The sequence below is a fragment of the Fumia xinanensis genome, assembly GCF_014384905.1.
Classification (GTDB): domain Bacteria; phylum Bacillota; class Clostridia; order Oscillospirales; family Ruminococcaceae; genus Fumia; species Fumia xinanensis.
In genome coordinates, this window is sequence record NZ_JACRSV010000001.1 from 1,288,031 (window position 1) to 1,311,192 (window position 23,162).

At 53.3% G+C, this 23,162-nt stretch carries 25 protein-coding genes, 1 tRNA gene and 1 riboswitch; of the genes, 4 read left to right on the forward strand and 22 right to left on the reverse strand.

The features are described from left to right. Positions 1-3: 3 nt before the first annotated feature. From H8710_RS06050 to H8710_RS06070, 5 genes are all read right to left on the reverse strand, one after another. Positions 4-684: a DUF1287 domain-containing protein gene (locus tag H8710_RS06050; RefSeq protein ID WP_249294520.1), complete on the reverse strand. Its 681-nt coding sequence runs from the start codon at positions 682-684 to the stop codon at positions 4-6. Continuing rightward, positions 681-1,301, reverse strand: coding sequence for a bifunctional 2-keto-4-hydroxyglutarate aldolase/2-keto-3-deoxy-6-phosphogluconate aldolase (locus H8710_RS06055; RefSeq protein WP_249294521.1), 621 nt, complete (start codon positions 1,299-1,301; stop codon positions 681-683). Before H8710_RS06055 ends, H8710_RS06050 begins: the two co-directional genes overlap by 4 nt. A gap of 145 nt (positions 1,302-1,446) precedes the next feature. After that, positions 1,447-2,271 carry an SDR family oxidoreductase gene (locus tag H8710_RS06060; protein WP_249294522.1) on the reverse strand — a complete coding sequence of 275 codons (825 nt, stop codon included), beginning with the start codon at positions 2,269-2,271 and terminating at the stop codon, positions 1,447-1,449. 222 nt (positions 2,272-2,493) lie between these two features. Then, positions 2,494-3,534, reverse strand: a complete 1,041-nt coding sequence (uxuA, locus tag H8710_RS06065; protein ID WP_249294523.1) for a mannonate dehydratase — start codon at positions 3,532-3,534, stop codon at positions 2,494-2,496. A 136-nt stretch (positions 3,535-3,670) separates the two neighbouring features. Beyond that, the gene (locus H8710_RS06070) at positions 3,671-5,488 is read right to left on the reverse strand and encodes a glycoside hydrolase family 127 protein (RefSeq protein WP_249294524.1); all 1,818 of its coding nucleotides are present in this window, start codon (positions 5,486-5,488) and stop codon (positions 3,671-3,673) included. Between the two features lie 118 nt (positions 5,489-5,606). Here H8710_RS06070 and H8710_RS06075 point away from each other — a divergent pair, with 118 nt between their 5' ends. After that, positions 5,607-6,383, forward strand: coding sequence for an AraC family transcriptional regulator (locus tag H8710_RS06075; protein ID WP_249294525.1), 777 nt, complete (start codon positions 5,607-5,609; stop codon positions 6,381-6,383). A 150-nt stretch (positions 6,384-6,533) separates the two neighbouring features. Here the strand turns inward: H8710_RS06075 and uxaC are convergent, their stop codons facing one another. After that, the gene (uxaC, locus tag H8710_RS06080) at positions 6,534-7,901 is read right to left on the reverse strand and encodes a glucuronate isomerase (RefSeq protein ID WP_249294526.1); all 1,368 of its coding nucleotides are present in this window, start codon (positions 7,899-7,901) and stop codon (positions 6,534-6,536) included. Between the two features lie 174 nt (positions 7,902-8,075). Between uxaC and H8710_RS06085 the strand changes: the two genes are divergently transcribed. Both H8710_RS06085 and H8710_RS06090 read left to right on the forward strand, forming a co-directional pair. Continuing rightward, positions 8,076-8,918 (forward strand): AraC family transcriptional regulator, encoded by an 843-nt coding sequence (locus tag H8710_RS06085; RefSeq protein ID WP_249294527.1) that lies wholly within the window; start codon positions 8,076-8,078, stop codon positions 8,916-8,918. A 351-nt stretch (positions 8,919-9,269) separates the two neighbouring features. Next, complete coding sequence (locus H8710_RS06090) at positions 9,270-10,673, forward strand: MATE family efflux transporter (protein ID WP_249294528.1); 1,404 nt, start codon at positions 9,270-9,272, stop codon at positions 10,671-10,673. 42 nt (positions 10,674-10,715) lie between these two features. Here the strand turns inward: H8710_RS06090 and H8710_RS06095 are convergent, their stop codons facing one another. The 7 genes from H8710_RS06095 to H8710_RS06125 form a co-directional block, all read right to left on the reverse strand. Continuing rightward, the gene (locus H8710_RS06095) at positions 10,716-11,000 is read right to left on the reverse strand and encodes a hypothetical protein (RefSeq protein ID WP_249294529.1); all 285 of its coding nucleotides are present in this window, start codon (positions 10,998-11,000) and stop codon (positions 10,716-10,718) included. 139 nt (positions 11,001-11,139) lie between these two features. Then, complete coding sequence (locus tag H8710_RS06100) at positions 11,140-11,331, reverse strand: hypothetical protein (protein ID WP_346727090.1); 192 nt, start codon at positions 11,329-11,331, stop codon at positions 11,140-11,142. A 202-nt stretch (positions 11,332-11,533) separates the two neighbouring features. Next, the gene (locus H8710_RS06105) at positions 11,534-11,707 is read right to left on the reverse strand and encodes a hypothetical protein (RefSeq protein WP_249294531.1); all 174 of its coding nucleotides are present in this window, start codon (positions 11,705-11,707) and stop codon (positions 11,534-11,536) included. Positions 11,708-12,079: 372 nt separating this feature from the next. Further along, positions 12,080-12,262 carry a ribbon-helix-helix domain-containing protein gene (locus H8710_RS06110; RefSeq protein WP_249294532.1) on the reverse strand — a complete coding sequence of 61 codons (183 nt, stop codon included), beginning with the start codon at positions 12,260-12,262 and terminating at the stop codon, positions 12,080-12,082. A 735-nt stretch (positions 12,263-12,997) separates the two neighbouring features. Beyond that, complete coding sequence (locus tag H8710_RS06115; protein ID WP_249294533.1) at positions 12,998-13,273, reverse strand: zinc-ribbon domain containing protein; 276 nt, start codon at positions 13,271-13,273, stop codon at positions 12,998-13,000. Between the two features lie 30 nt (positions 13,274-13,303). Then, positions 13,304-13,370: transfer RNA gene (locus tag H8710_RS06120), tRNA-OTHER, on the reverse strand. 46 nt (positions 13,371-13,416) lie between these two features. Next, the gene (locus H8710_RS06125) at positions 13,417-14,004 is read right to left on the reverse strand and encodes a sigma-70 family RNA polymerase sigma factor (protein WP_249294534.1); all 588 of its coding nucleotides are present in this window, start codon (positions 14,002-14,004) and stop codon (positions 13,417-13,419) included. A 314-nt stretch (positions 14,005-14,318) separates the two neighbouring features. On the opposite strand from H8710_RS06125, the gene H8710_RS06130 reads away from it, so the two are divergent. Beyond that, positions 14,319-15,059 carry an SHOCT domain-containing protein gene (locus H8710_RS06130; RefSeq protein WP_249294535.1) on the forward strand — a complete coding sequence of 247 codons (741 nt, stop codon included), beginning with the start codon at positions 14,319-14,321 and terminating at the stop codon, positions 15,057-15,059. Positions 15,060-15,137: 78 nt separating this feature from the next. Here the strand turns inward: H8710_RS06130 and H8710_RS06135 are convergent, their stop codons facing one another. The 9 genes from H8710_RS06135 to H8710_RS06175 all read right to left on the reverse strand — a co-directional run bounded on the left by H8710_RS06135 (position 15,138) and on the right by H8710_RS06175 (position 23,149). Continuing rightward, positions 15,138-16,184, reverse strand: a complete 1,047-nt coding sequence (locus H8710_RS06135) for a cation diffusion facilitator family transporter (RefSeq protein ID WP_346727091.1) — start codon at positions 16,182-16,184, stop codon at positions 15,138-15,140. Positions 16,185-16,238: 54 nt separating this feature from the next. Then, a riboswitch (NiCo riboswitch) is annotated at positions 16,239-16,318 on the reverse strand. 159 nt (positions 16,319-16,477) lie between these two features. Further along, positions 16,478-17,845, reverse strand: a complete 1,368-nt coding sequence (locus H8710_RS06140; protein ID WP_249294536.1) for a hypothetical protein — start codon at positions 17,843-17,845, stop codon at positions 16,478-16,480. 233 nt (positions 17,846-18,078) lie between these two features. Then, positions 18,079-19,314, reverse strand: coding sequence for a hypothetical protein (locus tag H8710_RS06145; protein WP_249294537.1), 1,236 nt, complete (start codon positions 19,312-19,314; stop codon positions 18,079-18,081). Further along, positions 19,314-19,784 (reverse strand): RNA polymerase sigma factor, encoded by a 471-nt coding sequence (locus H8710_RS06150; protein ID WP_249294538.1) that lies wholly within the window; start codon positions 19,782-19,784, stop codon positions 19,314-19,316. Before H8710_RS06150 ends, H8710_RS06145 begins: the two co-directional genes overlap by 1 nt. A gap of 237 nt (positions 19,785-20,021) precedes the next feature. Further along, positions 20,022-20,570 (reverse strand): hypothetical protein, encoded by a 549-nt coding sequence (locus tag H8710_RS06155; RefSeq protein ID WP_249294539.1) that lies wholly within the window; start codon positions 20,568-20,570, stop codon positions 20,022-20,024. A gap of 66 nt (positions 20,571-20,636) precedes the next feature. After that, entirely contained in the window at positions 20,637-21,827 is a 1,191-nt protein-coding gene (locus tag H8710_RS06160) for a C1 family peptidase (protein ID WP_249294540.1), read from the reverse strand. Positions 21,828-21,973: 146 nt separating this feature from the next. After that, on the reverse strand, positions 21,974-22,606 hold the full coding sequence (locus H8710_RS06165) for a M23 family metallopeptidase (protein WP_249294541.1): 633 nt from the start codon (positions 22,604-22,606) through the stop codon (positions 21,974-21,976). A gap of 6 nt (positions 22,607-22,612) precedes the next feature. After that, complete coding sequence (locus tag H8710_RS06170) at positions 22,613-22,816, reverse strand: hypothetical protein (protein ID WP_249294542.1); 204 nt, start codon at positions 22,814-22,816, stop codon at positions 22,613-22,615. Between the two features lie 3 nt (positions 22,817-22,819). Next, positions 22,820-23,149, reverse strand: a complete 330-nt coding sequence (locus tag H8710_RS06175; RefSeq protein WP_249294543.1) for a hypothetical protein — start codon at positions 23,147-23,149, stop codon at positions 22,820-22,822. Positions 23,150-23,162 lie beyond the last annotated feature (13 nt).

Below are 23,162 nucleotides of genomic sequence, written 5' to 3' on the forward strand. Positions count from 1 at the left end.
CTCCTATTTTGCGGAGTTCCAGCGGTAGTGGCCGACAATTTCCATCCGGGTGAGAGCGTCCTCTTCCAGTACCGGCTGACCGCCGTGGTGGATGATGTAGGGCCGGCCCTTTTTATTGCGCTTGTCGGAGACGATGGCGATGTGCTTGGGGTAAACGACGACGTCCCCGGGCTGCCACTCCCCGATTTCATCGGGGTCAAGGGTCAGGCTTTCGGCATTGCGGTCAAAGAAAATCCGCAGGTTTTTGACCCGCCTGAAATCGATGTTGGGGTCGGGAATGTCGATTTCCGGGTAGGCTTCCCGGTTGGCGGCGATGTCTAAGTCCACCAGATCCTTGAGGGCGTACCCGGCGGCCAGAAAACCCTGCCAGATCACGTCAGTGCAGACCCCGATACCCTCTGGCGGGTAGCCTCCGGCGAAATAGCTGCCGTCGTACTTGGGTTTCGTCTCGACGAAGGCCCGGGCGCCCAGCATAATGTCCCTGTAGTCGTCGATGCCATCGCCGTCTGCGTCGTTGGGGCTTATGGCAGTCTCGATGCCGAAATCTGCGGCGGTATAGGAGCGCTTAGGCAAAAGGTTTAAGCAGCTGGCCGCCCAAAATCCCGCCCAAATGAGGGCAATGAACAGCAGGAGTACCATCCAGAAAACCGGCTTCAGCCGCCGTCTCGGTTTTATGGCCCTCACTTTTTGAGAACCTTTGCCGACTCAGCGAGGAAGCGACGGGCGTTTTCGGAAACGTCGCCTTTTGTGAGGGAGCCTCCCGTCCCCACCGCCACAGCTCCCGCCCGGAGCCAATCGGCGGTGTTTTCCACCGTCACGCCGCCGGTGGGCATGAGCTTCGCCTGAGGCAGCGGGCCGTGGAGCGCCTTCAAAAAGCCCATCCCCAGGGTGTCCGCCGGGAAGATTTTCAGCAGATCTGCCCCCGCTTCCATGGCTCTGACCGCCTCAGTCACCGTCATGATGCCGCAGGCGCAGAACACCCGATACCGATTGCAGGTCCGGATGACCTCTTCCGACAGGCAGGGGGAAACAATGAACTGAGCGCCCGCCAGGATGGCGATGCGGGCGGTTTCGGCGTCCAGCACCGACCCGGCTCCCACAGCGGCTTTGCCCGCAAGCTCGTCGGACAGGACGCGGATGACTTCCTCCGCGCCGGGCACCGTGAAGGTGATTTCCACCGCCTCGATGCCGCCCGCCACACTGGCCCGGGCAACCCGGAGGGCTTCTTCTTTCGTCTCGCCCCGGATAACGGCGACAACACCGGTGCGGGTGATGCTTTCATAAACCTGTTCTTTTTCCATAATGAACTCCTTTCCCTGCGGCAATGTAATCCGTTCCACTCCGTTTTTCGGGATTATATCACCAAATAAACCGGGGCGCAAGGCGGAAAAAACGCCTCTTGCGCCCAAAATTTGGTGGTTTCATAAAAGAGGGGCCGATTGCTCCCTACACGCCCGAATAGGCGGAAAATCCGCCGTCTACCGGCACCACAACGCCGGTGACAAAGCCCGACATCTCATCGTCCAGGAGGTATTTCACCGTTCCCAGAAGCTCCTCCGGCTCGCCGAAGCGGCCCATGGGGGTCTGGGAGAGGATTTTTTCGGTCCGGGGTGTGGGCGTTCCGTCAGCTTCAAAGAGCATCCCCTTATTCTGATTTGTGACGAAAAAGCCCGGCGCGATGGCGTTGACCCGGATGTTCGCCGGAGCGAAATGCACCGCCAGCCACTGGGTGAAGTTCTGTACCGCCGCTTTGGCAGCGCTGTAGGCGGGGATTTTCGTCAGGGGGCGGAAGGCGTTCATCGACGAGACGTTTAAGATGACGCCGCCTGTTTCCACCATATCTTTGGCGAACACCTGGGTTACGAGGAAGGTCCCCATAAAGTTTAAATCAAAGACAAACTGGGCCCCCTCCGGCTCCAAATCGAAGAAGGAAACCCGCTGAGGGTTGCTCAGGTCATCGGGGTCAAAAAATTCACCGGACGTGGTGCCCTTTGGGTGGTTTCCGCCGGCGCCGTTTATGAGGATTTCACACGGGCCGATAGCGCGATGGACGGCTTCGGCGGCTTCTCGGAGGCTCTCCTTATCGAGGACGTCGGCCTCGACGGCGCAGGCATTCCCTCCCATTTCGGCGATGGCGTCGGCCACCTGTTGGGCGGCCGCAAGGTTCCGGTCTAAAAGGGCCACCTTACAGCCCTCCCCTGCCAGGGCTTTGGCGAAACAGGAGCAGAGCACTCCGCCCGCTCCGGTGATGACGACGTTTTTAGGGTTCATTATAATATCCTTCCTTTCCTGAATGGGAGACGGTTTTAGGATTTTGGGGCCTCACCGCACGGGACGAGTCCCCGGAAACACTTTTTATGAGGGATTTTACCGGGCGGCCCGGCTGAACAGAAAAACGGGATTTTCTCTGCTATGGACCAATCTTTCCCCGTCTCCATTGTAGCTGAAAATCCCGTACTTTTTTTGCCGATTCTCTCTTCTTTTTGGTTAAATTTACGAATCTCGCCGGGTGATGGCTTCCCATAGGCCCAGAATATAGGCGGCCCCCAGCGCCCGGTCGTAGAGACCGTAGCCCGGGCGGCCTTCCTCGCCCCAGATCATCCGCCCGTGGTCGGGGCGGACATAGCCGTCAAAGCCGCTGTCTGCTAGCGCCCTGACGATAGCGTACATGTCAAGGGAGCCGCAGGGGGTGGGATGGGCCGTTTCCTCGAAGCAGCGGTCGCCGGTGATGCGGATGTTCCGCAGGTGGACAAAGTGGATCCGCGAGGCGAAAGCCCGGATCATCTGGGGCAGGTCGTTTTGCGGGTTCGCCCCTAACGAGCCGGTACAGAAGGTAAGGCCGTTTGCCTCGCTGTCAACAATGGAAAGCAGCCGCCGGAGGTTTTCCTCACAGGTGACGATGCGGGGCAGGCCGAACATCCCCCAGGGCGGGTCGTCGGGATGGATGGCCATTTTGACGCCGCTTTCCTCCGCCACCGGGATCACCGCTTGGAGGAAGGTTTCGAGGTTTTTCCACAGGGCTTCCTCATCCACCGCTTCATAGCGTTTTAAGAGAGCCTGCAGCTCAGGTGCCGAGTAGCTTTCGTCCCAGCCGGGCAGAGAGAGGCCCCCTGCCGCCGGATTCATCTTAAGCACCGTCTGCTGGTCATAGGCCAGGGAATTAGAGCCGTCGGGATGGACCCGTTTCAGCTCACTACGGAGCCAGTCAAACACCGGCATGAAGTTGTAGCAGATGACCTTTACCCCCGCCTGCCCCAAGCGGCGGACATTCTCACAGTAGTTTTCGATGAGGCGGGGGGCGTCGGGGCCGCCCAGCTTGATTTCCTCGTGGACGGGGACGCTTTCCACCACCTCGAATGCGAGGCCGTTTGATTCGGCCTGCTGTTTCAGGGCGGCGATGGCCGGTTCGGGCCAGACCTCCCCTACCGGGGTGGAATAGACCGCCGACACAATGCCGCTCATACAGGGAATCTGGCGGATTTGGGACAGGGTGACGGGGTCGTCTTCCCCGTACCAGCGAAAGGTAAGTTTCATGCGGAAAACTCCTTTATGTTCTGCGTTCATGATGGGCGGATACTTGTAGTCGGGCTTGAGGTATCGCGACGTAGCGGACGCTTCTACGGTTTTTGAAAGGCGTCCGTAGGTAGGGGCGATGCCTCTTTTATAAAGATTATTTTTTTAAAAACCACACAAGCATTTCGGACTCGCCCCGGTTGGCAAATGCGTAATAAGGAATCAGCTTTAAAGTACACGGCTCGTAATCATCGCCGACCGGTGAGTACAGTTTATCATCATCTTTTTGCCTAAAGGCTTGCAAAGTAACCGAAGGAAGAATAAATTCGCCTTCTTCAATTTTTGCTGGTGCATTCGTATCAATTTCAATACATCTTAAATCATTGCCGTTATCAACGGCTTCCCCACAATAAACTACAGGGCCCCGCATGACGGCGATTCTTCCGGCATTTTCGTGAACGCGCTTATTTGCTTTGATAAATACTACAGGCATATGGAGTTTTAATTCAATTTCAATGCTGTCATTCATTTCAATGTATGCATAGCCGTTTTTTAAAGTATAGTCAACATTTAAGCTGAAGTTTTGACACCATGAGGGAATACGCAAGGCTATTTTCTTTTGTGGTGCCGTACATTTTATTTTTATTTCACCGTCTGCCGGGTAACCGGTATTTTGAGAGATGCTTATCTCCCCATATGCGGTTACAGAATCCATATACTGATGTACATAAACGGTTTCGTCATTATATGTGTACAGAAAATCTGCAATAGACGGTATAAATCGGACAATATTGGGAGGACAGCAGGAACAGTCGAATACTTCAAGCCGTTGTGTTATCGGGAAGCGTTCCTTATTGATGACCGACGGATTCACATGGTTAAAACGCGGGTCGATTTCCAAGGGATTTTCATAGAAAAAGGATTTTCCGTCCATGGAAACACCTGATAAAAAACCATTGTATATTGCACGTTCCGCCATGTCTGCATATTTTGAGTCCGTATCTATTTGAAGCATACGGTTACAAAACATTGCCAAAGAAATGGCCGCACAGGTTTCGGTATACGCGGTTCTGTTTGGTAAATGATACGGGACTGTAAAAGCTTCCCCGAGGTGGCTTGAGCCAACGCCGCCGGTTATATATACTTTATTGTTTGCAATATCATCAAAAACACGCTTGCAGGCATCTTTCAGTTCACAATCGTTGTATCTGTCTGCGATATCAGCAGCACCGCATAAAAGATATAAAGCGCGGACACAATGCCCCTCGGCGGTCGAACGTTTACGAAGGGGCATTTCATCTTGATTGTAAAGGAGATTATTGTAGTCGTAGTTTGAGTCGTGTTCTTCTTTCTTTGTTCCGTGTTCATCAATAAAAAATTTAGATAATTCAAGATATCTTCTCTCGCCGGTTGCGTCATATAGTTTTACCAATGCAAGTTCAAGTTCTGGGTGGCCGGGAGTGGTAAAAGCGGCGCTTTTTTCGATTTTGAACACCTTTTCGATATAGTCGGCAAATTTACACATCGCCTTTATAAATTTACCCTTTCCGGTGGCGTTGTTGTAGGCAATTGCCGCTTCAATCAGATGACCTGCGCAATAAAGCTCGTGACATGAACGGTCAGAAAAACGCTTATCTTGTTCGGTGACAAGATAATGGCTGTTAAAATATCCGTTTTCATCGCTGTTTTTAACTATGTTATCTATGGCATCGTCAATGATTGCTTCAAGCTTTTCATCTCTTTTTTCTTGTAATATGTATGCCGCACCTTCCATCCATTTGGCAACGTCGGAATCCCAGAATATATGGGGCATATCGGGGTCGCCCGCTTTCCATCTGCAGGAAAGCGCGTCAAAACGATGTGTATCGACAAAACGGTCGTATACGGAATACAGAGTCGAGTTCTTTACCATATCCTGCTTTTGCTTCCAAAATCCGTTATTTATTTTTGTATTCGAAAAGTCTATCTTTTCCATTTTTTGCTCCTTTTTTCTTACGGTTTTTCAAGGGTATTGACATCTTTTTATAAAATATATTATAATTTAGCAGAAAAAATCAATGCCCAAAAGCAGAGGAAAAGTGAGAAAATCCGACATGTTAAAGATTGACGATACAAATTATTTCAGTTTTGAGAGTATAGGTGAATTTTCATCGGACAACGAATGGATACATCCCGACAGAGTTCTAGACAGCTATGAACTCATTTTTATAACAAAGGGGGAAGTTTTTATCCGGGAGGAGGATGAAAATTACGAATTATATAAAAACGAATGTATCTTACTGGAATCGGGAAAAAGACATTTCGGTTATAAAGTGAGTAAAAACCCTACATCGTTTTATTGGTTCCATTTTAAAACCGATTTTAAAATGCCCTTTAAAGTATATAAAGATGACGAATATTATGATGTCAAATATCTTTTGAAAAAATTGTTACATATGTCAAAAACTCCGGGTTACAGCAGCAGCGCAAAGGATTCTGCGGCATTGTTGCTTTTTTATGAGCTTTCGCAAATTGCAGCGGCAACAAAAGCATCGGCACTTGCAAACAAGATTGGAGAATATATCAGAATTCATGCGGATAAGGGTATCACGGTTGAAACGGCGGCAAGACATTTCGGGTATAATGCCGATTACATCAGCAAGCTTTTCAAAATGAATTTCGGAATGGGAATAAAAAAATATATATTGAGTGAAAGAATCAAAAAAGCCAGGGATTTGCTTTTGAATACGGAATTGTCCATAAAGGAAATTTCTGCGCAAATGGGATTTTCCGATGCCAATCATTTCATAAAATTTTTTATGTATCATGAAGAAATAAGCCCAATGAAATTTCGCAACAGATATTTTAATACACATATGAACAATCAATAAAAAACAGAGGTTTTTACACCACTGTGGGCGTCCGTCCCTGCTTTTTCTGCCTGTAAATATTGTACCAGAAAACACCGCTTGTTTTTTGCCGATTTCACTGGGATTTTGGACGATTTTACAAAATGTGCCGCCCGATATGGGATAACGCCGCTACAGCCGGTTGACCAACTGCTCGGCGTTGTCGTAAAAGACGCGGCGGGTCACTTCCATGGCCGCCTGCTCCGAAAATCGGCCGGATTCGACGATTTTTCCCAGATAGGAGGCAAAAATCCGGCGGAAATAGTCGTGGCGGATATAGGAAGTGAAGCTGCGGCTGTCGGTGACCATGCCGGGATAGGTCCCCAGGGGCAGGTTGGCCGAAAAAGCCCGAAGCTGCCGATCGATGCCGCAGAGGTGGTCGTTGAACCACCAGGCCGGCCCCACCGTCACGCCGGGAAAGCTGCCTGCTATAGACACGAAGGGCTCCACCATGGCGGGGTTTAAGGGATAGAGGATTACCCGGGGCAGGCCGGAGCGTTTGTTGACCGCGTCCAGCAGGCGGCAGAGGGCCTGCGGAGACATCACGTCCCCCATGCAGTCTCCGCCGCAGTCGGGACCCAGATGCTCGTACAAAACAGAGTTTGGGTTGCGCACCGCTCCCAGGTGGAGCTGGAGCGTCATGTCCAGGCGGCGGCATTCCCCTGCCAGAAAGGCGAGCGTCTCGAACAAAAAGGCGTCGTATTCCCCGTCGGACATGGGGAGCCCGGCCACCCCCTTTTGAAAGGCTGTCTCCGCCTGCTGGAAGGCGCCCTGGCTCAAAGGGAACCGCTCGATGCCAACGTCTATAAACCGGCAGTCCATCCGGGAAAAATCCACAAGCCGTTTGGACACGGCCTCCAGGTAATCCTTGTAAGAGCGAATGGTCACGCCGGCGATGACCCCCAGCTTGCCCACGTAGGTACTGCTTCCCTCCCGGCGGATGGTAAGCAGGTTGTCCGCCCGGAAGGTGGGCCGCACCATGGTGCGCATCATACCATGCTGCCGGAGCTTTTGGTGGAAGCTGAGCTCGTCTGCCGGGTCGTCGGTGGTGGCGATGTACCGGACGTTGGAGGCGTCGATAAACTTCCGAGGAGAGAGGGCTTTGGACCCGATGACACGATTGGCCTCGGTCCAGATTTCATCTGCTGTTTTGGGAGTCAGCGGGGTGTGGATGCCGAAATAGGCGGCGAGCTCCATCCGGGTCCAGTCCACCATGGGGTTGCCGGGGGCCTGCTCCAGACAGGCGGCGTACCGCCTAAACTTCTCCGACCAGGGGGCGTCGCCGGTGACGTAATACTCCTCTACGCCACAGGCCCGCATCAGCCGCCACTTGTAGTGGTCGCCGCTGAGCATCAGTTCCCCGATGCTCAAAAAAGTCCGGTCCTCGTAAATGGCCCGGGGCGACAGATGGCAGTGAAAGTCGATAATCGGCAGCTCACAGCAGGACTCGTAAAGCCTTTGAGCCGCCGGACAGAGCAGCAGAAAGTCATTGGTTCCCATGAAATTCATCCTCTCGCAGATGTTTTGGTATCAGCGCGTAAATCTTTCCCGTGTTGGGGATATATTTCATACTGTAAACTTATTGTATCATATCTATCTGCTAAAAAAATCGTCTATTTTGCTTGAAACCTTGCAAATCTTGCTGTATGATGGATTTTGAAAGGAGGATTTGCCATGCCCCAGGAAATCAGTGCCTTCAACCCGTCCCAGATGATGATCCGGACGGATTTTGAAGCCTACCATTACAGGGAACCCCACTTTCATTCCCTGGACTTTCACAGCCATGATTTTTACGAACTTTATGTGTTTTTGGACGGCAGCGTCACATACTATATCGAAGAAAAGGTCTACGACCTCTGCACCGGGGACTTGCTGCTGATTCCGCCGGGCAAGATGCACCGGCCGGTGCTCATCGAAAACGCCCCCATCTACGAGCGGATCGTTTTATGGATAAACTCCGGGTTCCTCCACAGTCTGGGCGGCGGCTTCGTCCGCTGCTTCGCCGATGCCGAGGAGCGCAAAAATTTCCTTTGCCGCCCGTCTCCCCAGTCTTTTCGCTACCTCAGAGAAACTCTTTCCCGCCTCATCCGCTGCATGCAACTCAAGGAGGTGCTCAAGCGGGCCTACTTAACGGCGGCTTTGGAGGAAATCTCCCACAGTTTCCGAGAAAGTCCCTTCGCCGGGACGAATCCGGTGAAGCAGGAAATCATACCGGCTGTCATCGCCTACATCGACGAGCACTACACCGAGCCGCTGACCCTGGACCAAATCTGCGGCGCGTTTTTTGTCAGCAAGTACCATTTGAGCCGCCGTTTCAAGGCCTATACCAACTCCACCGTTTACGACTACATCCTTTCAAAGCGGGTGAGTTTGGCCCGGCGGCTGATCCGGCAGGGGGTTTCCGCCTCCGACGCCGGGGAAAAATGCGGTTTTTCCGACTACTCCAACTTCTACAAAGCCTTTGTCCGCAAAACCGGCCTCTCCCCTTCCCGGTTCAAGGAAACCGTTTCCAATTAGAGCCGCGGCAGGGGCCGGTTATCCCATGGAGGGTGGGGTTACAGGAGGACGGGGTTTTGCCTTACACAGACTGCGGGAGGGCAAAGATTTTCCTTTGTCCTTAGCCGCGGCGAAGCTGCGGGATAGGGACGGTTCTTCTTTTGTTCCAGTCGCGGAAGAGCGGGGGTTTTTGCCAAAAATCCCCCCTCTATCAAACTGCATAAAAAGCGGGAAAAACACCGCCTCTTTTCTCGACAACTATCCAAAGTTTCGGATGGGTACTTGCGGGCTTTGCCGCTTCGTGCTATCATGGTCTATGCTAAAAGTAAACGTTTACATTTCACCACAAAATCGCTGCAAGGAGGACTGCCCATGGTTCAGGATCTCACCAGGGGAAAACCCGTCAAACTCATTTTGCTCTTCACCATCCCCCTGCTGATTGGCAACGTCTTTCAGCAGTTTTACAGCATGGCCGACACCATCATCGTCGGGCGCACCATCGGCGTGGACGCATTGGCAGGCGTCGGCGCCACCGGCAGCCTTTCCTTTTTAATCATCGGCTTCGCCCAGGGGCTCACCGCCGGGCTTTCGGTCATCACCGCCCAGCGATTCGGGGCCGACGACTACGACGGCGTGCGGAAAAGCGTCACGGTAAGCCTTCTCATCAGCGCCGTTTTGACGGTGGTGCTCACGGCCATTGCCGTTCTCACCGCTCGTCCCCTGCTCACGCTGTTACAGACTCCCGCAAACATCATCGACGACGCGTACGATTACATCATCATTATTTTCTGGGGCATTTTCGCCTCGATGCTCTTTAACCTCTTGTCCAACGTGGTGCGGGCCTTGGGCGATTCCCGGACGCCGCTTCTTTTTCTCATTGTGGCCTGCGTATTAAACATTGTGCTGGACTTTGTGTTCATCCTGGCCTTCAAGATGGGGGTGGCCGGGGCCGCCTGGGCCACGGTGATTGCCCAGGTGGTTTCCTGCGCCCTCTGCATCGTCTACATCATCAAGCGGATTCCCCTGCTGCGGCTGTGCAAAAAAGACTGGAAGGTGGATGCGTCCTTTGTCGGGCTTCACTGCAAAATCGGCCTGCCCATGGCGTTTCAGACCTCCATTATCGCCATCGGGGCAATGATTTTGCAGATTCCCCTGAATCAGCTGGGTTCCACCGCGGTGGGCGCATTTACCGCCGCCCAGAAAATTGACAACCTGGCGGTGCAGGTCCTCATGTCCTTCGGCATCACCATGGCCACCTACGCCGCGCAGAACTACGGCGCGGGCAACATGCGGCGGATCAAGCAGGGGGTAAACCGCTGCATCCTCATCAACGTCATTGCCAGCGTGATTTTAGGGGTGTTTATCATCCTGACCTGCCGGCCTCTCGTCGGGGTTTTCGTGGGAAAGGGCCAGGAGGAAGTTGTGGAGCTGGCGCGGACCTACCTGATCATCAACTGCTCTCTTTATTTTCTGCTGTCGCTTTTGTTTGTCTATCGATACACGCTCCAGGGCATCGGCAAGAGCCTCACGCCGACGATTGCCGGCATCATCGAGCTGTTCATGCGCAGCGGCACCGCTGTTTTCCTGGCGGCTCCCCTGGGATTCGCGGGCATCAGCGCCGCCAACCCCATCGCCTGGATCGGGGCGCTCATCCCGCTGACGACAGCCTATTACCTGAACATCCGCAGGCTTTTGCGGCAGTTCCCCGACGAGCCGGAGCGGGCTGAATCAGGGAAGGCGGTTGCGGAGAAGAACACGGATTTCCGGGAGCTTTGAGGATAGAAAACCCGCCCTGCTTTGAAAGCGGGGCGGGTTGTTTTATCGGCGGATTCCCTGCCAAAGGAGGAGGTCCAGGAAGGCGGAGAGGAGCTTGCCGTCGGTAATCAGGCCGAAGTTGGGCGAATCGTCTCGCCGGTCGATTTGGAGCGCCTGCAACACGGCGATTTTGTTGTGGCGCTCCGGCTGGAGTCGGACGGCGTACTCCCAATCGTCCACATGCATGGTGACGGTATAGAAGGCGTTCAGGGGCTGGGCGCAGGCCCTTTTGCTGAGGGAATGGCAGAAATCTTCGTACTGGGTGTGCTTTAACTGACGTATAATCATAGCAAAAATCCTTTCTTTTTTGCCAACGCACTTGAAAGGTTTTGCGGCGCATGGTATAATATTTACGCGGCAATTTCCTTTCGAAGTTGTTGGCGTGTGTAGAAGTGGTGCTTACTTTTCGACGGTGGCGCCACTTCTTTTATTTTTTGATGAGCTTGTCCTCTAATCCGATAATTCCTCTGCGGGTCGCTTCTGCCCTGCCGACGTTTTCCTGTGCGCAATACTTTTCCAGTATATCGACGCATTTGTCGTCTAGCCGGACGTGAATGGAAGTGCCTTTGGGATTATCTGTAGGGCGGCCCATCTTTTTTTCTTTGGGCAAATGACTCACCTCACTTTTGCAGCCCAAAATTATAATATCATTATGCAGCCCAAAAGTCAAGAGATTTTTAATAATTTCTACTTGACATCTTTTTGCCAACGCACTTGAAAGGTTTTGCGGCGCATGGTATAATATTTACGTCGCATACGCTTTTGCGTGTGTTGGCGGGTATAGAAGTGGTGCCTACTTTTCGACGGTTGCGCCACTTCTTTTATTTTTTGTCTTTCAGATGGTTGATTGCCTGACGAACTCCTTCCGGCCGGCGAATCTGCTTTTTTTCGCAGTATTCGTCCAGAATTTCCAGAGTTTCATCAGACACCCAAGCAGATACCTTATTTGGTTTCGGGTCGTCTGTTGGTCTCCCCATCTTCTTTTTCTCGGTCAAGTTTTCACCTCCTACTTTTGACCCCAAAACTATTCTATAACTTTTGGAGTCAAAAGTCAAGGAGTTTTTTTAATTTCTACTTGACATCTTTTTGCCAACGCACTTGAAAGGTTTTGCGGCGCATGGTATAATATTTATGCGGCAATTTCCTTTCGAAGTTGTTGGCGGATACAGAAGCGGCGTGTTCTTTGCGGGACTGCGTCGCTTCCGTTATTTTTTAAGGCTTATCCCTCTTTTCGTTCCCCAATTTCTTCACCTCACTTAGTCGGGTCATTAAGTATTATAACTTACTGACCCTGTTAAGTCAAGTATGTTTTGTAGATAATTATATACGCTAAAACCCCTTCGCCTGAGCGAAGGGGTTTCGTTCCATTATTTCTTGAGGCCATCATGCATCTTGTGAATGCCCTGCCGGACGATTTCCGCTTTGGAGACCTTCATCTCTTGAACACACTCGTCTAATTTTGCGGAAGTGCCTTTATCTAGTCCAACTTTTAACGAAATCACTTTTGGATTATCAGTGGGACGTCCCATCTTTTTGGTGCCCAACATCATCACCTCACTTTAGGACGCCTTAAGTATACCACTTAGGGAGTCCTAAAGTCAAGTGCTTTTTTATTTTTTTCTAAATATTTTAAGACTTCGCCTTCGCCGATACCATTTTCTTTTCGTAACGTCGCCGGGACCCGCCCCGGTCGTTAACCGGGACGTTTTCGAAAAAAGGCGGGCCGGAGGAGCGTCAGCGACGACGGCCCCAAAGGGGCGAGCGGCCTCAGCGCGCAGCCCCGGAAGACGAGGGGAAGACGGGCGGTATACCAAGGCTCTCGGATCTCAGCGGCCCCACTGCGGGTCGTCGTATACGGGGAACCAAAGTTTGATACCAAGGCGCTCACATGACGACGGCGTTAATCACGGTCGTCGTGCCCCTGATTCCGAAGTGGAGGTGTAGGCTCTTGGATTCCTGAAGGAACGAAGTTACCGCAAAAAGGGGTCCGAGGAAACGCGGCCGCCTTTTTGTTCCACCCTCATTTTTCAAATGAGGGCGTCTTTCTGGCGGCGCAAAAGACTAAGCCGTCTGCCGGGACGGGACCCGGCGACGTATCGAAAAGAAATTTGTAACGATTAAGGAGTAGGACAAAACAGGCATCTGTCGATAAACAGGACGCAGTTATGAAACAGGGCGGGCGGCTGATAGCCGCCCCTACGGCCTCTCCGCAACGTCCCCAAAAATCCTTTTTGGGCGCAAAAAAACGAGGCCGGACGTACCGGCCTCGTTTCATTCACGAAAGATTATTCTTCTCTCATCTTTGCAAAGCAATCGCTGCAGTAAACAGGGCGATCTTCGCGGGGCTGGAAAGGAACTTTCGCCTCGCAGCCGCAGGATGCACAAGTAGCTGTGAACATCTCTCTCTGCGCTCTGTTCTGGTTTTTGCGGGCGTCGCGGCAAGATTTGCATCTCTGGGGCTCGTTTTCGAAGCCTCTCTCTGCGTAGAATTCCTGCTCACCAGCGGTGAAAACGAATTCGTTGCCACATTCTTTGCATCTTAGGGTTTTGTCTTCGTACATCTCAAAATACCTCGCTTAGGATAAAATATTCGCCCGCAAGACGGACTTGCACCGTCACCTTTGTCTTTGCAACGCTCTGCGATTAAGCTACAGGGGCATCTTAGGGTTTAGCAAACACGGAACAACCCGTGAAACACCGCGCTCTAGGCCCGGTGAATGGATTTCAGTTTTCTTCGAACACGCTGCAGAGCATTATCAACCGACTTTTGCGAGATTTTGAGGTTATGTGCAATCGTCCCGTAATCCAATCCCCCCAGGTGGGAGAAAAGAATCCGCCGCTCCAGCGGTGAAAGCACCTTCTTTACGTCGTCCATGACGGCGGAAAGGCTTTCCTTGCCGATAAAGATGTTCTCGGGGGTCAGGTCGTCGGCCCGTTCCGGCAAATCGTCGAGAGAAACACTCCCGCTAAAGGCACCGGCTTTCTGGGAAGAGGCCTTTTCCACCGCTTTGAGCATCTTGTTGCGGATGCAGACAGCTGCATAGGTACTGAATTTTACGTCTTTGTCAGGTCTAAAGCTGCTGATGGCGTCCAGGAGTCCTAGAGAGCCTTCCTGAACCAAGTCATCGAAATCTAAAATTTTGCTGAACTGAAACGCGTACTTGTTGATCAAAGGAATGTAGCGGGATATCAAAACCGCCACCGCGTCCTTGTCCCCGGCGCACATCTGCACGAGTGCCGCGTCGCTGAGGCCTCTTAAATGAGAAGCGGTATCGGAAACATTCACATACATTCACCTTAACCTTCTGTCGCTTTGTCTATCATACCTTAGAAGTGCCGATTTGTCAAGCTTTTTTATGAAAAATCTGAAATGGAAACGGAAATTCCGAGAAAAAAATTAGGAATGTTCTACAAATGCCTCCCACTTTCGTTATTTTTCCGCTTTCCGGGACATAAAACGTCAAATTTATTGACTTTAAAATGGGGGTTTGCTATACTGAAAGAAACAGGAGACAGACTTATAGGCAGTTATATGACAGTTCTTTGTCGGGGACGTTAATCTGCTTTTTAAGGCACTGCCTCAAAACTATGGTAAGGGGAACTCATATGGAACTGTTTATACTGGTTATCATTGGGATCGTCGTCGTTGGCATCATCTACGCCGCGGTGAACAAGGCGGCTCCCTCCTCCCAGGCGTTTACCCCCCACCGGGAGCTGTCGCCGGAGGAGCAGGAGCAGCGGGACCGCTACGAGGAAGGCAAGGATCAGTTTTTGGAGGGCTACGGCGAAGAAATGGATAAACTGGATCTGGACGATTGCGAGCAACTCCGGTGTAATCTCGTCGCCTTTGGAAACGGCGGTGAGGACGACATTGAGGAGTGCAGCACCTTTCACATCTGGCGGGACGGGCAGGCCCTCTGCCTCTTTCCAGACTGGTATTCCAGCGAAGAGACGCTGGATTTTGTATCCATTCACCTGGAGGAAGAGCTGGCCCGCAGCGCCAAGGTCACCGTCATCCCCTTTGGGGAAATCGACTATTTCAGGCCCAAGGACGAGTATGAGGAAGCGGAAATCCTCCTCCACTACCGAGAAAACGGCGTTCCCAAGGCCATCCGGTTCGAACACGCCGCCTTCAATCTGTTCATGGACTGGTTCCCGGAAAAGGAGTATTCCTACATCAGGTTACAGAAGGAGGAAAGGGCTAAAGAAAATGGCGCTCCCAGTGAAACGGGGGCTGCCGGGGAGTTGACAGAACAGTTTCAGATTCTCAAAGAACTCCACGGCCAGGGGCTTTTGACCGACGAGGAGTTTGCCGACAAAAAACATGAGCTGCTGGCAAAAATATGAATTGCTGGGCGCGGGGCATTCCCTCCCCCCAGGATAACAGAAGGAAAACCCGGAACAGGAGCACCTGTTCCGGGTTTTTCAGGTGGCGGGACCGTCCGGCGCTTTCGGGGAAGATGTCTCCCCTGCCCCTTCGCCGTTTGACAGCGATGCCATGTCTGGGTGGGAGTTCCGTGCGGCGCGGCGCTCATATTCCGGGGCGGCAGAGGCTTGCAGTCCGTCATCCTCCGCACCGTCTCCATCCGCCAGGGGAGGCGCCGGGTTCACGTGGACCATGCAGTGCTTACAAGCTGGAACCGCCTGTTCTACCTCGTCGTGCACCCGCTCTGCCACGGCGTGGGCATCAAAAAGACTCAGGTTCCCGTCGGCCTCGATCTCGATATCCACATAGATCCGGTCGCCGAAGAGCCGGGTGCGCACCAGGTCTACCCCCAGCACCCCCTCCGTATCCGAAGCGGCGCGCCGGACTTCCTCCACTGTGTCGTCGCCGCAGGAGGTGTCGGTCATCCGGGAGACGGCATCCCGGAAAACGTCAACCGCTGCTTTGACGATGAAGAGGCAGATCACAAGGCTGGCGATGGGGTCCAGGACGGGAAAGCCCATCCTCGCCCCTAAAATACCCGCGAAGCTTCCAATAGACGACAGCGCGTCGGAACGGTGGTGCCAGGCATCGGCCATGAGAGCGCTGGAGTGGATTTTTTTGGCGGCGGCCCGGGTGTACCAGTACATGCTCTCCTTGACGGCGATGGACACTACCGCAGCGACAAGGGCCAGCGCCCCAGGAGCCTCGAGGTGGCCGGAAGTCCCGGCAATGATATTTTTAAGCCCCGTAAAGCCGATCATAAGCCCGGTGAGCCCCAGTACCACCGCCAGCAGCAGCGCCGCCACGCACTCCAGCCTTTCGTGGCCGTAGGGGTGGTTTTTATCCGAGTCCCGTCCGGCGATTTTCACGCCGACGATGACGATGACGGTGCTGAACACGTCGGAAGCGGAATGGACCGCGTCGGAAATCATGGCTCCCGAGTGGCCGATGAGCCCGGCAAGCAGCTTGAAGACCGACAGGGCCACGTTCCAGGCGATGCTGACGGCCGACACCCGCATGGCGATGCGTTCGTTCCCTTTTTTCATGGCAAAACCCTCCGGAAAAAATTTTCGGACGCAACGACGCGCCCACGGAACATTCTCTGTCCCACAGACGCGCTGGTCTGCTGCCAAAAGGCCCGGCTATGCGGAGGTTCCGCCGCCTGATCCGACCGCGGATATTTGGCCGCGGCGAGATTTCCATTAGGATAAGATATGCGGGGAGGGCTTGTCAAGGTGCCCCTTGCTGCAAAAATCCCCGGCGCGGTGAAGCACCGGGGATTTTTGCAGCAAATGTTTTATATGGACGTTCTTTGGCAGGGTTCCAAAAGAGTGGTGGATTAATCAGGTTCTGAGAAGCGGTTTGCATATGCGGGCATGTACTCAGAGCCGGAAGAAGTCATCGAGGTCACCTGAGAACCTCCGATGGAAACAGACGGGTCGCTGAAGGTACAGCCAACGATGGAATATCCGCTGGGTTTGAAAACATTGCTGCCCACTTTGTCGCCCAATTCCAAATCTACATCGTGGGTGCCCACAATATTTGGATCGTTGCTGATGAATCGGCAGCTTGACAGGTTGATGTAGCAGTTGCTCTTGCCGTTAGAATGATAGCTTGCAAGGCCGTAGCCCTTTGTGGATGTGTTTGCAGAATTGCGGAATCCGCCAAACACACAGTTTACGGCGTTGACCCGGCAGACGATAAGACTGTCCTGGTTGGGAACAACAAAGAGGCCCACCGCATCGGCAGAGGAGGAGGTGCGCTCGGTATTAAAGGCGACGCAGTAGGTATTGGACATCATCAGGATGGATTCCTTTTCCACCTGGAGTGCGTTGAGCCGGATCTGAGAATCAACCCGGTTGTACAGTTCGCAGTTGTCGATGAAGGATTTTCCGCCGGCGACACCGGTGGGGCCGTAGACCTTGGAATTGGACAGGTGCATCTCGCCTTCGGAGTACACCTCGTTATTGAACCAGCAGTTATCGGCATAGGCCGCGCCTAAATTGACCAATCCAAAGGAGTTGCAGTTGTCCATGAAGACGGTGCCTACATCATTGAAGATACCCCAGTAGTACTTGTCGTCGTGTTTGAAGTTGCTGTGAGAAGCAAAAATCTTGCCGTTTCCGTTGTTCAAGACGGTTCTGGACTTGTTGGTACCTTCCACTGTGGTGTTGAGGAAATTGACGGTCCCGCCTCCGTTGTGCAGCACGGCGGCATAGGTGGATTCCTCTGTGGTGACGCCGCCTTTAATTTCACAGTTTTCAAAGGTGACGTTTCCCTGCCCGCCGATGTAACAGGTATAGCCCTTCTTACAATTGTTTGTGATATTGAGGTTCATGTGGTGAATGGTGCTGTTCAGCGCAAGGTTATGATCCATGTACCGGTATACATTGTTGTCTGAATAACCGATGGTCAAATTGATGCCGCTCCAGTCGATTACAACAGTGGCCTTGCGCGTAGTTGTAGACGGAGTTGAAAACCTGAAATAAGTATAGGGATCCGCTTCGGTTCCTGTACCGTAATCGGGCTGGGATGCAACTGTAGGATTGCCGCCTTTTACGGTAACAAGCAGCTTATCATAATTAGTATTGGCGTACTGGCCGGTTCCGGTCAAAAAATCGCTGATCAGGGTGTGAAAAGTAGTGCGGCTGTCGGGACAAGCAAATTCCACTGTCGCCATATTCCAATATTTTGTAATTGTCGCCATGAGAATGCCTCCTATTGTTTATTTTGGAACCATCCGGATGAATTCCTTGTATTCATCATAACATGGAGGCGTCCGGACATTCCATGACATCCTTCGGCTGAGAAATGCCCATAAATCAGGGGTTTCCGGCGAATTTTTCTGTCAGGAAATGTCCGGCGGGATTCGACAAAAAACATCCCGGAAGGTATTTTCGCCCTCCGGGATGCTTTGCCTGTCAGTATTCAGCCTTTTTTCTACTTGAGCATAAAAATATCAGTGTTGAAGTTTCCGCCTGTGGGGTCGATTCCCGAGAGTTTTGCCATCAGCTCCTGAACCGACAGGCCGGTCATCTGCTTCACAGTGTCGATGTCCACGGTAAAGCCGTTCATCTGCGCTGTGCGCTGGGACACCGCCCCCTGGGCCTCGCCGGGCATGATCAGAAAGCCGTTGCAGCTTAAAGAAGCGATGGCGTCCATGTCCTGGGCTGTCACATCCTCGGGGAAAACGGCAAAGCCGTTGATTTGAAGAGTTATCCGCTCTCCCCGCTCCACCATGGTTTTCAGCCGGCTGTGAGAGAAAATCTGCCACCCGTTGATAGAGCAGAGGCGGCCTTCGAACAGCTGGTAGCTGTCGGCGGTTCCCACCGCTTTGAAGGCCTTGGCGCAGGATACGGGCAGGCTTGCGGTGCCTTTGACGAGAATCGACTGGAAGCCGGTTAAACAATCGGCATCCTTCTCCTCCATCATAAACGGGCCGCGGACGTAGATTTTATCGCCGTACAGAACCGAAGTGGCCTCGTTTAAGGTCAGGGGGCCGGTGACAGTATAGCCGTCGGGCACCAGGATGGGGTCGGCCGTCTCAAATAAGGTTTTGTAGTGTCTGTAGAGGCTTTCGGTGGTGAAAAGGCTATCACAGGTAATTCGAAGGTCCCGTTCTTCGGCCGCCACCAGTTCCTTTTCGTCGAAGGCCGACACTTCCCCCGCCAGCCAGATTTTTTTGGCGTCCTCAGGCACTTCCGCCAGGAGGCGCTTCAGTTCCCGCCCGCCCAGCAGGACAAAGGCGTCGTCGGGATAGGGACGCTTTTCTCCCTGTACCCGGGACAACAAGTCCTGGGGGCAGGAAGCGGGATGGTACACCATGCCGGACACCACCGCTCCCGCCGCTTTTTCAAAGGCGTGGACCCCGTCGCCCCGCAGGATGATGTTTCCTTCCGCGATGACGAAAACGCCGGTAAAATCCTCGCCGTTTTCCAGGGTGCCGCCGGAAATCTGGACAAACTTTTCGTCGTCCCCGGTGATAATGGTCCGGTCGGTGTTGATGTTGGCCCCCAGGGACAGCATTTTTGCGTTGACGCTGTCGGAGGCCAGGTAGGTGCCGCAGTTCAGGTTCACGCCGTCAAATTTGTCGAGGAAGCCCTCATTATCCTTGATCAGGCAGGCGACAGAGCAGTTTACGTTGAGCTTGTTGCTGTTCATCAGTGCTTCTAACATCAGATTTCTCCTTTCATCATGGCGCGCATCAGGCGCAAAGCGGTGCGCAGCCTTGTCCGGACGGTAGAGGCCGGAATGCCAAGGGTTTTTCCGATTTCCGAGGAACTGAGCCCTTCATAATACTTCCCGCAGACCACCGTTTGCAGCTCGCCGGGCAGCTTCTGTACCAGATTTTCCGCCAGCAGGCGGTCGGTGGGGTCCCAAGGGGGACTTTCCGCGAAAGACCATTCGTCCGTGAGAGTGTATCGGCTCTCCTTGCGTTTCAGGTCGATGAGGGCGTTGCGGGCGGCGGAGTAAAGCCACGCCTTCATGGCCGGTTCCGGCATGGCTTCCAGCATCGCCCGGTTCATCAAAGCCTGGGTAAACGCCTGGGAGACGGCGTCCTTGGCCGCCGTTTCGTCCCGGGAGAAACGAATCATCGCTTGAAGCATATTCTCGCTGTAAGTTCGGTAAGCCGTTTCAATCAACAATTGTGATTCCTCCCTTCATTAGCTAAGACGTTTCAAAAGGGCGAAGTGATTGGAGAATGGGAAATATTTTTTCCGGTTTTCTGAAAGAGCAACGGACAGCACTCCGGTTTCGAGCTGCTTGCGTGCGGGTCCAACCGGGATAACTCCATTATAGCACAGGGCGGGCCTTTCCGCAAAACCCTCGGACACCAAAAGGGCCGGAGACATTCAGTCTCCGGCTGGATTGCGCTCTCAAATTTACAGAGTGATGTTGAACAGGTTGGAGTTAGCGGGCATGTAGAGGTCGGCCTGGGTGCTGGAAGTAAAGGCCTGCGTCCCCGCGTAGATGCTGGATTTTGAGAATTTACAGCCCTGGATGTGCAGATAGGGCCGGCGCAGCGTGCCTTCCTCTGCCGGGAAGCCCACGCTCACGTTGTCGCCCAGATAGCCCCACTCGGGTTCCGGGAAACTGCATCCAATGAGGCTGATACGGATGTACCGGCTGGTCAAAGACTCAAAAACATCGTTGATTCCAATGGCCTTGACGGAAGTGTTGGAGCTCCCCGCTGTAATAACGCAGTTTTGGGCGTAGATATCCCGGTAGCGCACTCCTTCGGCCGGGTTGTAGATGAAAATGCCGTAGGCTTCCGAAAGGGAAGAGCCGCCCCGGTTGTAGACTTCGATGTGGGTGTTGGAGAGGTAGACTCTGGACTCCTTTCTTCTATAAACGATATACAACAATATCTCCCGTCCATAGCGGGCCCGCTCTGGAACTGTCTCTATGGTAGCACGAAAGCCACCGGACACTCCATGACATCTTTTTTGGACGCAAAAAAACCCGGAAGGTATTTTCGCCCTCCGGGATGCTTTTTTCTATAGGATTGCGCCGTTTGCGTCGGTTTGGATCATCTGGCATTCCTTCACATCCTCGAACCACTGCTCGGCAAAGTAGTAGTCCTTGCCGCTAATGGTGCGAAAGCCTCTCACCGCCTTGCCGGAACCGTCGAACCAGTACCAGCGGCTGTCGATCTTTTTCCAGCCCGTCTGCATGGCGCCGTTTTGATTGAGGAAGTACCACTCCCCCTTGTCCTTGAGCCAGCCGACCCGCATATAGCCGTCGGAATTCAGGTAGTACCAGACGCCGCTGACCTTTTTCCAGCCCACAACGTCCTTGCCGTTCTCCCGGTAGCGCCATTTGCCATTTTGCTTGTACCAGCCGTCGTTTCCCGACGGGGTCGGCGGGGTGACGGGGTTTGCGCCTGTCTCCAGGAGCTTGCCGTTGAGGTAAACGCCGTCCACCGCCCACGCTTCAAACAGCGGCAATGGGAAGCCCTGGCGCTGGCTCCATGTGACGATGCTGTAAGGCATGGTGAAGAGTCCCTTTTTGCCGAAGCCCTCCCCCCAGGAATTGAGGACGGTGAAGCCCTGCTTGTCCCAGCCGACGATGAGCATCATGTGGCCTCCTGCCATGGGTTCCAAGCTTGTCCCGTCGATACGGGGCTCCGGCATAATCGGATTCTGGGCCGTGATTTCATAGAAGCTTTTGAATACAATGGTGCCTACGAGGACGCTTCCGTAGTAATAGACAGCCCGCTTCACCTCGTCCACCGTATTGCATTGGTAATAGTTCTTGATGCGGATGTTCTGGGCCTTTGTTTTGAAGCTCTCGAAATACTTCTCGAAAGTCTCGATGGCCTTTGGCACTTCCTCTTCATAGGGGTAGTCCGCAAGGTAGAGTCCGCCGTCCTTCTGTGCGGCTTTCAACAGTCCGCGGGCCTCGGTTCCTTCGCCCTTGTTCTCCGAGTACCGGCGGTTGCCGTAGTACCAGGGAAAGCTCACTTTCTGGTATTTTCCCGCCTTTTTGAGGCCGATTTCCACATGGGCGGAGAGGGCGTGAGTGCCGCAGTTCTGAAACTGCCCCTGGTCGTGGACCTTGATGCCTGAAATGTCGGTCTGGTAGCTCTCAGGAAGCGTCTCCGCGCCGTAAACCGCCCCGAACACATAATCCCGGGGATCGGCGGCGGTGGACAATAGTCCCAGGCCGCGTTTTTCAAATTCACTCATAATGTTTTCCTTTCTTTTGCAAAACCGGTTGTCAGTGGATTGCTTCTCAAACAGAAAAAGCCCCTTCCACGGAGGGAAAGGGGCGCTCGAGTTCCCTGCCCCATTTTATCCTAGCACAGGGGGAACCGGACATTCCATGACATGTTTTATCGGAGAGCGCCGCTTTCGTCCGTCATCAGGAGCTGGCACTCCTTCACCTCGTGAAAAGGCTTTGAGGCGAACCAGAAGGTTTTTCCATTGACGACTAATGGACCGGTGACGGCAATTCCCCGGCCGTCGAACCAGTACCAGCGGCCGTTAATCTGCTTCCAGGCGTTTTTGAGGCTGCCGTATCGCCAGCCCTCCGATGTTTTCTCCCATTTGGGAGCGGATTCCACGGTGTAGGTGCCGCACCCGTTCGGGATGCCCAGAATCTTCGCCGGATTCACCCGGATGTTGCCGCCGGTGCGGACCTCGAAGTGGCAGTGGGCTCCGTAACTGAGGCCGGTATTGCCCATGACCCCCAGCTTGTCGCCTGTTTTCACCTTGTCCCCTGCTTTGACAGAGCGGGAGGACATGTGGCAGAAAAAATACCGCATCCCTTCCCCGTCGTCCACTCGGACGTAGTTTCCCCATTCCCAGGTGAGGTTGTTTTTATCGGTGATAATGGCCGAGGATTTGACGACTCCGTCTATGGGGCTAATAATGTCGGTTCCGCAGAGGCCTACGATGTCGAGGCCGCCGTGGACGGGGCCGTAGCCCTGGGTCACCTTGAATTTCTCGCGAAAGATGGTTTTCATGGGGAGCTACTCCTTCCCCGGGCCGCTTTTCTCAGACTGGGTGCCGAAGTAAAAGGCGATGACGGTGGTAAAAATCATCAGAAACTGCTCCCCGCTGACCACGCTTTTCAGCGCCAGCACCGCAAACACCGCCGTCAGCGCCAAGGTCACGATGCTTTTGATGGTCAAGAGCTTGTCAAGCCGGCCCGATAAGGCTTTTAGGATTTCCAACGTTTAATTTTCCTCCCTTTTGTCAGTGGGGAGCTTTTTGAGCTCCCCCACCAAGTTTGTCACTGTCCCGTTTCCGCCTAAATTGTGATACTGCTCATAGAGTTTGAGGATGTTGTCCCTTGCGTAAATGGGGCAGTAGCCCTTGTCCATGTAGTGGTTGTATGCGCTGATGATGCGGTCGCGCAGGAGGGCTTGCATCCCGAGTTTGATGGCGTCCTGCTCCTCAATCCGTTTGGAAACCCGCCTAGAAAGAAAACTGAAGGCCGTCCCAAGCCCTGCGAGAATTGAACCGAACAGCGCCTCAAGCCAGTATTTTGTGATAAAGTCTATCATGTCTTTCCTCCGA